Source organism: Anaerostipes sp. Marseille-Q3525, from assembly GCF_018223505.1.
Lineage (GTDB): Bacteria > Bacillota > Clostridia > Lachnospirales > Lachnospiraceae > Anaerostipes > Anaerostipes amylophilus.
The window spans coordinates 171,816-186,821 of record NZ_JAGTTT010000003.1 but is presented as its reverse complement, the minus strand read 5'-3'; the positions used below and the strand labels follow the sequence as shown (position 1 = coordinate 186,821).

The following is a 15,006-nucleotide window of genomic DNA, read 5'->3' as shown; positions in this document are numbered from 1 at the left end:
ATATTAATCTATCTCATTATAACAGAGAAAAGCACAAAAGTAAATTTAGTAAAATAAAAGTAAAAAAATTAGTAAAAATATATTGACAATTTTACTAAAAAGATTTACTATAAAAACATAAAAGACAGCTTATCAAAAACAGGAGGATAGAAAAATGGGAACAACTAATGGAAAGGTTCCAGGCAGAGTAAAATATACTTTTGCATTTGGAGCGTTAGGAAAAGATTTAATTTATGGAATGATGGCGACATTCGCTATGATCTACTTTACGGACGTGCTGAAAGTATCACCGGGATTTGTAGGAATCGTATTCTTCGTAGCAAAACTTTGGGATGCATTTAACGATCTGTTTATGGGAATGATCGTAGATAACACAAGATCACGTTTTGGAAAATTCGTACCATGGCTTGTGATCGGAACCTTAGTCAATTCCGTTGTGTTTGTCGTATTATTTACTGACTTTAAATTAACAGGAACTTCACTTTGCATCTTCGTTGCAGTGATCTATGTATTATGGGGAATGACTTATACGATCATGGATATTCCATACTGGTCCGTAATTCCAAACCTTACATCAGATCCACACGAACGAGAAGTTGTTTCCGTTTTACCTAGAATTTTCGCAAGTATTGGACAGTCATTAGTCATTGCAGGATTCGGTGTTCAGATCATCGCAGCATTAGGTGGAGGATATATTGGATATCATCGTTTTGCCATGATCATTGCAGGAACATTTATCCTTACGATCGGAGTTGCAGTCTGCAACTTAAAAGTAAAAGAAAACAATGCACCAAGTGAGAAGATTTCTTTTAAAGATGTATTCTCAATCATTAAGAAAAATGACCAGTTACAGTCAGCTGTTGGACTGATTCTTCTATATAATGTAGGAATTCAGTTTATCATGGGTGTTGCAGTTTACTACTTTACATATGTATGTGGAAATGCCAACATGTTATCAGCTTTTATGATCAGTGCATCTATCGCAGAAGTTGTTGGATTGATCATCTTCCCAGAAGTAGCAAAGAAATTATCAAGACATACATCATTTTTACTGGCATGTATTTTACCATTTATTGGTTTAGCATTATTATTAGTTGTTGGATTTGTATGCCCACAGAATATCGTATTAACAGCAGTTGCAGGAGTGATCGTAAAGACAGGAACAGGATTAGAACTTGGATGTGCGACAGTATTCTTATCTGATGTCGTTGACTATGGTGAGTACAAACTGGGAACAAGAAATGAATCCGTTGTATTCTCTTTACAGACATTGATCGTAAAATTCACAGCGGCTTTAACATCACTTTTCATTGGATTTGCACTGGAACGTACAGGATATATTCCAAATCCAAACGCAGTACAGTCTGCATTAACATTAAATTCTATTCGATTTTTAATGTGTGCGATTCCAGCGGTGTCCATGCTTGTAGCCTATGTAGTTTATAAAAAAGCCTATCATTTGGATGACAGTTTCATGAAGAAAGTTATTCAGACAATCGAAGAAAGGAGAGCAAATCGCAATGCCGAACAGTATTAAAAAATTAGAAGAAGCTTTTAAAGAAGGGAAATATGATCAGTTATTAAAAGATATCTATGTAGATGAAAGTGTTCTTGCATATCAACAGGAACGTTATATCAAAGCATTAGAATCCTTTAAAGATATTTATGGAGAAAAAGAAGTAGAAATCTATAGTGCTCCAGGAAGAAGTGAAGTAGGAGGAAACCACACAGACCATCAGTTTGGAAAAGTTCTTGCAACTTCCATTAACTTGGATGCGATCGCAATCGTTGCCAAAAGAGATGACGATGTGATCGACCTAAAATCAGAAGGATATGAAAGAAGCATAGTAAGTCTTAGTTCTTTTGATCCGGCTAAAGCAGAAAAAGGAACATCACAAGCACTGATTCAGGGAGTTGCTTCTAAATTAAAAGAAGAAGGATACAAAATCGGTGGATTTGAAGCTTATGTAACAAGTGATGTACTAAATGGGGCTGGAATGTCATCTTCTGCTGCATTTGAAGTATTGATCGGAAATATTTTATCTGGGTTATATAACGATATGAAGATCGATCCTGTATTTTTGGCGCAGGCCGGACAGTATGCAGAGAATGTATACTTTGGAAAACCTTGTGGATTGATGGATCAGATGGCATCTTCTGTTGGAGGTCTGATCAATATCGACTTTGAAGATCCGAAAAAACCAAAGATCAAAAAGGTTGACGTGGATTTTGAAGAATATGGACACAGCTTATGTATCGTGGATACAAAAGGATCTCATGCAGATTTAACAGATGATTATGCAGCAATTCCATATGAAATGAAGAAAGTTGCTAATTACTTTAATCAGGAAGCATTAAGAGAAGTTGATAAAGATGATTTTTACTTAAATCTTCCAAAGATTAGAGAAATCTTAGGAGATCGTGCGGTTCTTCGTGCAATGCATTTATTTGAGGAAAATAAACGTGTAGATCAGCAGGTAAAAGCTTTAGAAGAAGGAGATTTTGATACATTTAAGAAATTGATCAAAGAATCTGGTGATTCATCCTTTAAATATTTACAAAATGTATATTCAAGCCATGACCTGACAAATCAGAGTGTATCGATCGGATTGGCGATCAGTGATATTTCCTTAGGAGATAAAGGAGTCAGCCGAGTTCATGGTGGAGGATTTGCAGGAACGATTCAGGCATTTGTACCAAATGATATTGTTAGTATGTACAAAAAGAACATGGAACATGTATTTGGTGAAGGAGCATGTCATGTCTTAAAAGTACGCCCATACGGAGGAATGAAGGTATTATAAGATGATGAAAGTAAGAATGATAGAACAAAGAGATAACGGAGTCTGCTTATTTGAATTAAAAAACGATGAGATCAGAGTAATCACAAGTAATCTTGGATGTCATATATTATCTGTATTTACAAAGGATCGAGAAGGAAACTTTGGGGATGTTGTTCTTGGATTTGAGAATGTGGAAGATTGCTGGCATGGAGATGGAAGTTACATGGGAGCGATCGCCGGACGTGTTGCAAATCGTATCGGAGATGCAAAGTTTGAATTAAATGGAAAGACATATGAATTGGCAGCAAACAATGGAAAGAATTCTCTCCATGGAGGAATCAAAGGATTTAATCAAAAGATATATAAATATGAATTGTTGGAAGATGGAATTCGTTTTATCTATCTCTCACCAGATATGGAAGAGGGATATCCGGGAAGTCTTTATCTGAAAGTTGTGTATCGTTTATGCGATAATACATTAAAAATGGAATATGAAGCAGTATCCGATCAGGATACACTGATCAATATCACAAATCATTCTTACTTTAATTTATCTGCTGGAAAAGATAAAATTTATCATCATCAGTTAAAGGTAAAAGCGGATGAGATTGCATGTGTTGATGAAAACTGTCTTGCCAATGGAACATTTTTAAAGATAGAAAACACACCATTTGACTTTAAAGAATTTCATGAGATCGGAGAGCGGATCAACGATGATTATGAACAGTTAAAACTTGCCGGAGGTTATGATCATTCTTTCATGGTAAAAGATGAAGATGACCAGTTAGTTCTATATGACAAAGGAACTGGAAGAAAAATGACGATGACAACAACACTTCCATGCATTCAGGTATACACAGGAAACTTCCTGTCTGGCGGATGTAATGGAAAAGGTGGGAAACCATACGAAAACAGAGATGGTGTTGCCTTAGAAGCCCAGTTCTTACCAAACTCCATACATATAGAAAAAGAACCAAAGGTAATTTTAAGAAAAGGCGAAGAATACGAAGCAGTAACAACATATCGATTTGAGGTGGAATAAGATGGATTTACAAAAAGATATCAAAAAACTTGTAACATATGGACTTGATAAAAAACTGATCATGCCAGAAGATGAAATCTATACGATCAATCAATATCTGGAAGTGTTTCGATTAGATGAATATGGAGATCCTGATATTGAAGGAGAAGAAATCATCCTGCCAGAGATTTTAGATCGTCTGACAGATACAGCTTATGATCGCTATATCATCAAAAGTGATGATATCGTGACAAGAGATTTATTTGACACAAAATTAATGGGAATCCTGACACCAAAACCAAGCCAGGTCATCAAAGAATTCCGTACCTATTACGAAGAGAGTCCAAAGAAAGCAACTGAATTTTTCTATGAATTCAGTCAGGATACAAACTATATCCGAAGAGACCGCGTCAAAAAAGATATGAAATGGAAAGTAAACAGTCCATACGGAGATATCGACATCACGATCAACCTGTCCAAACCAGAGAAAGATCCAAAAGCAATTGCAGCAGCAAAAAATGCAAAGCAAAGTTCTTATCCAAAGTGTCAGCTTTGCATGGAAAATGAAGGATATGCAGGAAGAATGAATCATCCAGCAAGACAGAACCACAGAATTATGCCGCTTGTGATCAATGACAGCAAATGGGGATTCCAGTACTCTCCATATGTATACTACAATGAACACTGTATCGTATTTAACGGACAGCACGTACCAATGAAGATTGATAAGGCAGCATTTACAAAACTATTTGACTTTGTAAAACAGTTTCCACACTATTTCCTAGGATCCAATGCCGATCTTCCAATCGTTGGAGGTTCTATCTTAACACATGATCATTTCCAAGGTGGACATTATGAATTTGCCATGGAACGTGCAGCGATCGAGAAAGAATTTGTCATTCCAGGATACGAAGATGTGAAAGCAGGAATCGTTCATTGGCCATTATCAGTAATCCGTATTCAGTGCAAAGATGAAAAACGACTCATTGAACTTGCAGACTATATTTTGAAAAAATGGCGTGGATATACCGATGAAGAGGCATATATTTTTGCTGAGACAGATGGAGAACCACACAATACGATCACACCGATCGCACGTAAAAAAGGCGATATGTATGAACTGGATCTGACACTTCGTAACAACATCACAACGAAAGAATGTCCATTAGGACTTTATCATCCACATAATGAGTATCATCATATCAAGAAAGAAAATATCGGACTGATCGAGGTTATGGGACTTGCAGTACTTCCATCCAGATTAAAAGCAGAGATGGAACATTTAAGCCAGTGTCTGATCAAAGGAGAAGATATTGTTTCTAAGGAAGATTTAAAGAAGCATGCAGCATGGGTTGAAGAAATCAAAGGAAAATATACAGATATCAATGAAGAAAATGTCATGGATATCTTAAAAGAAGAGATCGGACAAGTATTCGTTAAAGTTTTAGAAGATGCCGGAGTTTATAAATGCACGGAAGAAGGAAGAAAAGCATTTGACCGATTTATTGCAACTTTGTAATTGAGTTCAGAAAGGAAATGACAGATGAAAATATTAGTATTAGGTGGAGCTGGTTATATTGGTTCTCATACAGTTTATGAACTGATCGATGCAGGGGAAGAAGTCGTGATCATCGACAATCTGGAAACAGGACATATTGAGGCTGTTCATCCAAAAGCAAAGTTTTACAAAGGAGACTTAAGAGATAAAGCATTTGTAGACAGTGTCCTAGATCAGGAAAAAGATATCGATGCAGTGATCCATTTCGCAGCGAACTCCTTAGTTGGAGAAAGTATGGTAAATCCATTAAAATATTATGATAATAACCTTTGTGGAACAAAGACAATGGTACAGTCCTTAGTAGAACATGGCATCGATAAGATCGTATTCTCCTCAACAGCAGCAACTTATGGAGAACCAGAGAAAGTACCGATCGTAGAGACAGACCGCACAGAGCCAACAAACACTTATGGAGAGACAAAACTTTCCATGGAAAAGATGTTTAAGTGGGTTGGTCGTGCACATGGACTTCGTTATGTATCTTTAAGATACTTTAATGCCTGCGGAGCACATGTAAGTGGACAGATCGGAGAAGATCATAATCCAGAAACACATCTGATTCCATTGATCTTACAGGTGCCAAATGGCAAAAGAGAAGCAATCAGTATCTTTGGAACGGATTATGATACAAAAGATGGAACTTGTGTAAGAGACTATATTCATGTAACAGACCTTGCACAGGCACATATTCTGGCAGTGAAATACTTAATGGAAGGTAATGAAAGCAACATCTTCAATCTTGGAAATGGTGTTGGATTTACTGTAAAAGAAGTCATCGAAACAGCCAGAAAAGTGACAGGAAAGCCGATCAAGGCTGTGGAAGAAGGAAGAAGAGCTGGAGATCCGGCTGTCTTGATCGCTTCCAGTGAAAAAGCGAAGAATATCCTTGGCTGGAAGCCAGAACATGCAGATCTTGAAGAAATCATTGCATCCGCATGGAAATGGCACAGCAGCCACCCACAAGGATATTGTTCTGTTCAAAAGGAAGACAAATAACTCTTTTTGAACCATAAATCATCCCTGTACCGTTTAGAGCATGTTACCTGGCTCTAAACGGTACTTTTTTGTTTTCGTAAAATATCTGGTACGATGTTCAAATAAAAAATGAAATGGTGTATACTAAAGAAAGCAGTAAGATAAAAAAGGAGTATGAATCAATGAAACGTTTACTAGGGTATTTGAAGGAACATCTTTGTGTTACGATCCTTGCACCATTATTTAAGATGTTGGAAGCTAGTTTTGAACTATTTGTACCATTGGTTGTTGCCAGCATGATCGATGTAGGGATCGGACGTCACGATATTGGATATTTGTGGAAGATGGGAGGATTATTGATCTTACTTGGAATCATTGGATTTTCATTTTCTATCACAGCACAGTATTTTGCTGCGAGGTCGGCTGTGTATACAGGAAAGTCGATGCGAAGTGATTTATTCGCACATATGAATCGATTTTCTTATCAGGAGATCGATCAGGTTGGGACATCAACGTTGATCAACCGCATGAGTAATGATATCAATCAGGTGCAAAATGGAGTTAACATGTTCCTGCGTTTGTTTTTAAGGTCACCATTTGTCGTATTTGGTGCGATGTTCATGGCATTTACGGTGGATCATAAGGCAGCAGTTTCCTTTGTATTTACGATCACAGCATTGGCAGTAGTTGTCGGACTGATCTTATGGATCACGATGCCAATGTATAAGAAAGTACAAAAACAGGTCGATGAAGTATTAAAAAGCACAAGGGAAAATCTCCTTGGAATTCGTGTGATCCGTGCCTTTAACAGACAAAGAAGCGAAGAAGAGAATTTCAAAGTACAAAGTGGACAGCTTTATAACAAACAGATCCACGTTGGAAAGATTTCAGCATTACTAAATCCACTAACTTACGTGATCATTAACTTGGGGATCATTGCGATTTTATGGTCTGGTGGAAAACAGGTTGATCTGGGTTATTTAACACAAGGACAGATCATTGCCCTGATCAATTATATGTCACAGATCCTTGTAGAACTTGTAAAACTTGCGAATCTTCTGATCATTTTATCCAGAGCACTTGCAAGTCTTGACCGTGTAGATCAGATTTTTGCATTAGAGCCATCTATGAAGGAAACTGGAAAAACAGATATAGAAGAGAAGAAAGATACACCTATTCTTGAGTTTAAAGATACATCGTTTGTCTATCATGGTGCAAGAAAAGAGACGATCCATCCATTTGATTTTGCGGTGAAAGAAGGCGAAACGATCGGGGTGATCGGAGGTACAGGGTCAGGAAAGAGTACTTTTGTATCTTTGATCGCAAGATTATATGATGTGACATCAGGAAGAATTCTATACCGTGGAGTTGATGAGAAAGAATTAAAACCAGAATTTATCCGAGGAAAGATCGGATTTGTTCCGCAGAAAGCATCCTTGTTTGAAGGAAGCCTAAGAGATAATATGAAATGGGGTAAAGAAGATGCCACAGATGAAGAAATCTATCAGGCATTGGATATCGCACAGGCAAGAGAATTTGTTGATCAGAAAGAGAAGGGATTAGACCTTAGGATCGAACAAAATGGAGGAAACTTATCTGGTGGACAGAAACAGAGACTAACGATCGCAAGGGCATTAGTACGTAAACCTGAGATCTTAATTCTTGATGATAGTGCATCTGCACTTGACTTTGCAACAGATGCAAGACTTCGAAAAGCGATCAAAGAAAATACAGATAATATGACAGTATTTCTTGTATCCCAGAGAGTATCAACGATCCGTAATGCTGACCATATCTTAGTGTTAGATGATGGAAAGATTGCAGGAATTGGGACTCATTTACAGCTATTAAAAGAGAATCAGGTATATAAAGAGATCTGTGAATCACAGATGGCAGGAGAGGAGGCATAAGACCATGAAGAAAGACAAAAAACAAAAGACATTACAAAGAATCATGGAATATATGAAGCCTTATCGATTTTTAATCTTTGCGTCTTTAATATTAGCGGTGATCAGTGTGGCGCTGACACTTTATGTTCCGATTCTGACAGGACAAGGTGTGGATTGCCTTATATCAAAAGGAAATGTTGATTTTACAAGATTGATAAGTATTATAAAAACGATCTTGATCTGTATTGTATTGACGGCAGCAGCACAGTGGCTGATGAATCATGTCAATAATCAGATTACATATAAGATTGGAAAAGATTTAAGGATTCAGGCATTTGAGCATTTGCAGAAACTGCCATTATCTTATGTAGATGCACACTCCTCAGGAGACTTGATCAGCCGGATCGTAACGGATATTGACCAGTTTACGGATGGATTGCTGCTTGGATTTACACAGTTGTTTACTGGAGTGATCACGATCATTGGAACGATTTGTTTTATGTTAGGAATCAATCCATGGATCACATTGGTCGTTGTTATTTTAAGTCCATTTTCGTTTTTTATCGCAAGTTTTATCTCAAAACGAAGCTTTAATATGTTCAAGAAACAATCTCAGACCAGAGGAAAGATGACAGGATTTGTCAATGAAATGCTTGGAAATATTAAAGTAGTCAAAGTGTTTGATCATGGAGCAAAAGCACAAGAAGAGTTTGATCAGATCAATGATGATCTTGCATATTACTCCTTAAGAGCGACATTTTTCTCATCTATCACAAATCCGGCAACCAGATTTATGTATTCAGGAATCTATGCAGGGGTTGCGATCGCAGGATGTATGAGTGTTATTCGCGGAAGTATCAGTGTTGGTCAGTTATCAAGTTTTTTAAGTTATACAAACCAGTATACAAAGCCATTTAATGAGATCACAGGGGTTATCACAGAATTTCAGAATTCTTTAGCTTCTGCGGCAAGAGTTTTTGAATTATTAGATGAGGAGCCGATGATTCCTGATGCCAAAGATGCGAAGGCGTTACAGGATGTGAAAGGAAATGTCGAATTAGAGCATGTGGACTTTTCTTATGTGAAAGAAGTACCTTTGATCCAGGATTTTAATCTGAAAGTGGAACCAGGACAGTGGATTGCAATCGTTGGACCGACAGGATGTGGGAAAACAACGTTGATCAATCTGTTAATGCGTTTTTATGATGTGAATGTAGGAATGATCAAGGTGGAAGGAAATGATATCCGGGATGTCACGAGAGAAAGTTTACGATCCAGTTATGGAATGGTACTTCAGGAGACATGGTTAAAAGCAGGAACGATCCGTGAAAATATCTGCTATGGAAAACCAGATGCAACTGAGGAAGAGATGATCATGGCAGCAAAAGAAGCCAATGCGCATGGATTTATCGAGCGAATGCCAGATGGTTATGATACGATCATTACAGAAGGTGGCGGAAATCTCTCTCAAGGACAGAAACAGCTCCTTTGTATTGCAAGGATCATGTTAAGCCTTCCTCCAATGCTGATCTTAGATGAAGCGACATCATCAATTGATACGATGACAGAGATCCGAATTCAGAAAGCATTTGAAACGATGATGAAAGGAAGAACAAGTTTTATCGTAGCCCACCGACTTTCAACGATTCAGAATGCGGATGTGATACTTGTTATGGAAAATGGACATATTTTGGAGCAGGGAACACATGAAGAACTTTTAGTGAAAAATGGTGCGTATGCCAGATTATATAACAGCCAGTTTGCACCAGTATAAATGGTAAGATTTTTCACTGGGGGATGTCATATGGAAGAAAAAGGAATGGGAAAAGGAAAAAAGAAAAAATTATTAAGGCTGTTTATAGAAACATTTTATTTAAGTGCATTTACCTTTGGTGGCGGCTATGTGATCGTATCTTTGATGCAGAAGAAGTTTGTGAATGAATATCATTGGATCGAAGAAGATGAAATGCTTGATCTGGTGGCAATCGCACAATCAGCCCCAGGAGCGATCGCAGTGAATGGGGCGATCGTTGTTGGGTATAAATTGGCAGGCATCAGTGGCGTGCTCGTAAGTGTATTCGGAGCTGTTCTGCCTCCATTTTTGATCATATCTGTGGTCTCTGTTTTTTATGAAATGTTTCGGGATAACAGGATTGTTGCAGCGATGCTTTCTGGAATGCAGACGGGTGTTGGTGCGGTGATCATCAGTGTTGTGTATGAGATGGCAAAAGGGCAAAGTAAGAAGGAAAACAGAATAGAACTTGCGATCATTATGGTTGTGGTATTTATGGCAAGTTATGTCTTTGATATTAGTGTGATCTACATTATTCTTGCATGTATTGGAATTGGAATCGTACAATATGGTATTTCAAGAAAGAAGACAGGAGGCAGAAAATGATCTATTTGCAATTATTTTTAAGCTTCTTAAAGATCGGAGCATTTAGTTTCGGAGGCGGATATGCAGCAATGCCAATGATACAGCAGCAGGTGGTAGATGCATATCATTGGCTGTCTGTGTCTGAATTTGGAGATCTCGTAACGATTTCGCAGATGACACCGGGACCGATCGCAATTAATGCGGCGACTTTTGTTGGCATAAGGGTAGTTGGATGGCAAGGAGCATTATGCGCAACGATGGGATGTGTATTCCCAGCATGTGTGATCGTTACAGTGATCGCTTATTTTTATGTAAAATATCGTCATATGGAAGGACTACAAATGGTGTTAAATACCTTACGCCCTGCGGTGATCGCACTGATCTTAACTTCTGGAATTACGATCCTTACGCAGGCATTTTTTCAGGGAAGTCATATAGATCTTCAACAGATCAACTGGATACAGGGTGGTATTTTTGTCATTTGTATGTACCTTTTATCGAAAAAGAAAAAAGATCCGATCATTGTTATGCTGCTTGCGGGTGTGTTAAATGTGATCGGAAGTTTTTTGATGGGAATATAAATAAAACAATAGGAAGTGATAGATTTGAGTAAGATACAAGAAGCGAAGAAACTATTAAAACAATACTTTGGATATGATGAATTCCGCCAAGGTCAGGAACAATTGATCGAGGCAGCATTAAATGGTCAGGATGTCTTAGGGATCATGCCGACAGGAGCAGGAAAGTCTCTTTGTTTTCAGATTCCGGCGTTGATGATGGATGGGATTACACTCGTGATCTCACCACTGATCTCGCTGATGAAAGATCAGGTTGGGACACTGAATCAAGCCGGAATTCATGCGGCATTTTTAAATAGTTCTCTGACACAGGGACAGTATCATACCGCATTAAAATATGCGATGCAGGGAAGATACAAGATCATCTATGTGGCACCAGAACGCTTGGAAACAGAAGGTTTTATCAATTTTGCGCTAAATAGTGGAGTGAAGATATCAATGTTGGCAGTTGATGAGGCACATTGTGTGTCTCAGTGGGGGCAGGATTTCAGACCAAGTTATCTAAAAATTCTGGAATTTTTAAAGAAACTTCCGTATCGTCCTGTACTGACTGCATATACAGCAACAGCGACAGCAGAAGTCAGGGATGACATTATGGATATTTTAAATCTAAGAGATCCATTTGTGTTAACAACAGGATTTGACAGGGAAAATCTCTACTATGCAGTAAAACGTCCAAGGGATAAGTATAGAGAATTACTAAGTTATTTAAAAGAAAAAGAAGAAAAGATGCCAGGAAGCAGCGGGATCATTTATTGTCTGTCTAGGAAAAATGTTGAGGAAGTCTGCTATCAGTTAAGAGAAGATGGATTCTCTGTGACAAGATACCATGCAGGATTATCGGATGAAGAACGAAAGGAAAATCAGGAAGATTTTATCTATGACAGAAAGCAGATCATGGTAGCGACAAATGCCTTTGGAATGGGAATCGACAAGCCGGATGTCCGTTTTGTTGTTCATTATAATATGCCGAAGAACATGGAAAGTTATTATCAAGAAGCAGGAAGAGCAGGACGTGATGGAGAACCTGCGGAATGTATCTTATATTATGCACCGGTTGATAACCGAACCAATCGTTTTTTGATCGAAAATGGAGAGGAGAATGAGGAATTAGATGCGATCACAAAACAGATCGTGATGGAAAGAGACTGGGAAAGACTTCGTCAGATGACGTTCTATTGTTATACGAAAGAATGTTTACGCCATTATATTTTAAATTATTTTGGAGAACAAACAAGCGGATATTGTGGGAATTGTTTAAACTGTCTGACCGAATTTGAAACGGTTGATGCAACAATGGAAGCGAAAGCTATCATCCAATGTATTAGAGAATGTTATCGAGATTTCGGACTATCCACGATCGTTGATATTTTAAAAGGTTCAAAGAGCCAGAAAGTATTAAGCCGTCATTTAGATGAGAATTCACAATATGGAGCATTGGCATCAGAAAGCATTGCAAGGATACGGCAGATCATCAATGAAATGTTAGTCTATGGATATCTGGAAATGACAGCTGATGAATATCCGGTTTTAAGCGTTGCAGATATTACTAAGATCGATGATAACTGGAAATTTGAGATCAAGATTCCAAAAGAAGTCGAAAAAGAGAAAGAAGAACGCAAGATTCAGACGAAGAAACGTAAGAAAGCAGGGGCTGTGGCAGCACTTGCTGAGGGAGATACAGAATTGTTCGAAGCATTACGTGCACTTCGAAGAACGATCGCATCCGAACAGAAGATCCCGCCATATATGATATTTTCCGATAAGACACTGGTACATATGAGTACGATGAAACCTTCTAATGATGGGGAAATGTTAGAAGTCAATGGAGTCGGAGAACATAAGCTTCAGAAATATGGCGAACGTTTTTTAAATGAAATTCAGAAATATAAATAAAATGCATAGATAATAGGAAAAGGAATTCCGTATGAACTATTTTGAAACAAATTTAGAAGAAATATCAAGATCCACACAGTTGCTTGCGCAGATATTTGAATATCAAGTGTTTGAACTTCAAGTCGAAGAAAAAGATGGAAATCAAACAGGATATGTTCCATATATGATGAACGATGCAATTGAGTGTTATCTAAGTTTTCATGGACTTCGTATCTCTGGAAAATATGACAAAGACTATGAAGGAGAGATGTGGGCACAACTAGAAGAACGAGAAGGTCGTTATGGGTTAATTGTTCATCAGGGAGAAGAAAGTGTCTTTACGATGTGGTTTGATGCGATCATGGAACATACGAACTGTTACCGGTATCATGAGATCGGACATTTCTGGAGAGAAGGAGCCGAGCAGTGGCGCCAGCTAGTCTATATGATCGGAACAATCCGTGAAAAATACCGCTTTTTGGGGGAAGAAGTGTGCAATGATCAAGAGATGGAGATCATGTCACTGATCGAATTTGCACCATTTTATTACTATTTCCCGATCAATGAAGATCCAGAAGAATGGCATGACAAAACCGAAGAAGGATTAGAATGTATGAGAAATCTTGCTATGCAGGCAGGTGATAAAGATTATTTAAAATGGATTGATAAATATGAGAAGCACCCAACCAAACGAATGGAGATGACGCTTGCAAAGAAACTGCAAGATCCAAAGAGACAAGATTTATATGAATTGATCTGCGAGAAAGTCTGCAATGCTTCTGATCCATATCCAGCAAGGAATTATGGAGAAAGAATCGATCAGAAGATTCAACGATACAGGGAACAGGTTGATAAAAAACTGAAAGAACAAGGATTTACAGGAACGTATCCACAATATGAGAGCGAACATTTATCGGTTTGTGTAACAGAAGAACATCCATTTACGATCTTGGAATCTGAAGATTTTAAATTTAAGATTCAGTTGATGATCTCAGAATGCAGAGAAAAACATCCGAGAAAAAATGCTGGATTTTTTAAAGGATATCAAAGAAAAGGCAAAATAAAAAGACTCGATTTTTAATTATGAAAATCGAGTCTTTTCTTTCACTGATTTATTTATTCTTCAGCCGCTTCTTCGTCTTCATCCTCAGGTGCAGCTTCTGGTTCTGCGATGTTAACAACCAAAGTATCTTCTGGTGTAACAAGAGAGATCTTGCTGTTAGCAGCTAATGACAAGTCTTTGACATGGATCATATCACCAACATTGTACTGTGTTAAATCAATCTCAACCTTTTCAACGATATCAGCTGGGAATGCTTTGTATTCGATTTCAGATAAGGACTGTTCAACGATACCATTCTGTACAGCATCTTCGTTTAATAATTCGATCACAGCAGTTGTGTGAATCTTTTCGTCAGCAACTAATGCCTGGAAATTAATAAACATTGTTTCGTTTTTCATGGCATTGTAGTCGATTTCTTTTACGATGGCGTCTACATTTTCTCCGTCAACAAGCAAAGTAATATGAGCTCCTTTTTTGTTATCCTTTAAGAATTTAGCGGCTTCACGGGAATCAACTTTCAATGGAATGGAATTTTCGATATCTCTGCCAAACAGATTTCCGATAACATAACCTTCTTTTCTTAATTTTTTAGCCTTTGTTTTCAAATCTCTTTTTTCTGCAGTTAATGTGTTCATAAAAAGTTCCTCCTTGAAAAAACATTAAGATATTATGCATGTTATGGTATAACACCGGAAGTACTTTGTGTACAAAATATATAAATACACAAAAAGAGCTTCCAGTGTAGTGGAAGCTCTTGCTGTATTGTAGGTGTTTCTATGCACTTGAGTTTATTATATCACTACTTTTTAATTTTTAAAGGGGTAAAATTGATGTATTTTTAAAAGAACAAAATGAATAAAAATCACATATATTAAATAGAAGAAAAA

The 15,006-nt window shown here is 37.6% G+C and carries 12 protein-coding genes; 11 read left to right on the top strand and 1 reads right to left on the bottom strand.

The genetic code is table 11. The features are described 5' to 3' along the window. Window positions 1–154 precede the first annotated feature (154 nt). From melB to KE503_RS03055, 11 genes are all read left to right on the top strand, one after another. Window positions 155–1,537 (top strand): melibiose:sodium transporter MelB, encoded by a 1,383-nt coding sequence (melB, locus tag KE503_RS03105; RefSeq protein ID WP_008391966.1) that lies wholly within the window; start codon window positions 155–157, stop codon window positions 1,535–1,537. Next, the gene (locus KE503_RS03100) at window positions 1,521–2,804 is read left to right on the top strand and encodes a galactokinase (RefSeq protein WP_212384460.1); all 1,284 of its coding nucleotides are present in this window, start codon (window positions 1,521–1,523) and stop codon (window positions 2,802–2,804) included. Before melB ends, KE503_RS03100 begins: the two co-directional genes overlap by 17 nt. 1 nt (window position 2,805) lies before the next feature. Beyond that, a complete protein-coding gene (locus KE503_RS03095) occupies window positions 2,806–3,825 on the top strand; it encodes an aldose epimerase family protein (protein WP_212384459.1) in 1,020 nt (339 codons plus the stop codon). A gap of 1 nt (window position 3,826) precedes the next feature. Beyond that, complete coding sequence (galT, locus tag KE503_RS03090; protein ID WP_212384458.1) at window positions 3,827–5,323, top strand: UDP-glucose--hexose-1-phosphate uridylyltransferase; 1,497 nt, start codon at window positions 3,827–3,829, stop codon at window positions 5,321–5,323. A gap of 24 nt (window positions 5,324–5,347) precedes the next feature. Next, window positions 5,348–6,358, top strand: a complete 1,011-nt coding sequence (gene galE / locus KE503_RS03085; RefSeq protein ID WP_055196693.1) for a UDP-glucose 4-epimerase GalE — start codon at window positions 5,348–5,350, stop codon at window positions 6,356–6,358. A gap of 161 nt (window positions 6,359–6,519) precedes the next feature. After that, window positions 6,520–8,247, top strand: a complete 1,728-nt coding sequence (locus KE503_RS03080) for an ABC transporter ATP-binding protein (protein ID WP_212384457.1) — start codon at window positions 6,520–6,522, stop codon at window positions 8,245–8,247. A 4-nt stretch (window positions 8,248–8,251) separates the two neighbouring features. Continuing rightward, entirely contained in the window at window positions 8,252–10,000 is a 1,749-nt protein-coding gene (locus KE503_RS03075; protein WP_212384456.1) for an ABC transporter ATP-binding protein, read from the top strand. Between the two features lie 30 nt (window positions 10,001–10,030). Beyond that, window positions 10,031–10,624, top strand: coding sequence for a chromate transporter (locus KE503_RS03070; protein WP_212384455.1), 594 nt, complete (start codon window positions 10,031–10,033; stop codon window positions 10,622–10,624). Further along, on the top strand, window positions 10,621–11,184 hold the full coding sequence (locus KE503_RS03065; protein ID WP_212384454.1) for a chromate transporter: 564 nt from the start codon (window positions 10,621–10,623) through the stop codon (window positions 11,182–11,184). The genes KE503_RS03070 and KE503_RS03065 overlap by 4 nt, the downstream gene beginning before the upstream one ends. A 15-nt stretch (window positions 11,185–11,199) precedes the next feature. After that, the gene (gene recQ / locus KE503_RS03060) at window positions 11,200–13,077 is read left to right on the top strand and encodes a DNA helicase RecQ (protein ID WP_212384453.1); all 1,878 of its coding nucleotides are present in this window, start codon (window positions 11,200–11,202) and stop codon (window positions 13,075–13,077) included. A gap of 31 nt (window positions 13,078–13,108) precedes the next feature. Continuing rightward, window positions 13,109–14,137 (top strand): DUF3878 family protein, encoded by a 1,029-nt coding sequence (locus tag KE503_RS03055; RefSeq protein ID WP_212384452.1) that lies wholly within the window; start codon window positions 13,109–13,111, stop codon window positions 14,135–14,137. 35 nt (window positions 14,138–14,172) lie between these two features. Here KE503_RS03055 and KE503_RS03050 read toward each other — a convergent pair whose 3' ends face one another. Continuing rightward, window positions 14,173–14,754, bottom strand: coding sequence for a 50S ribosomal protein L25 (locus KE503_RS03050; protein WP_212384451.1), 582 nt, complete (start codon window positions 14,752–14,754; stop codon window positions 14,173–14,175). Between the last annotated feature and the right edge of the window lie 252 nt (window positions 14,755–15,006).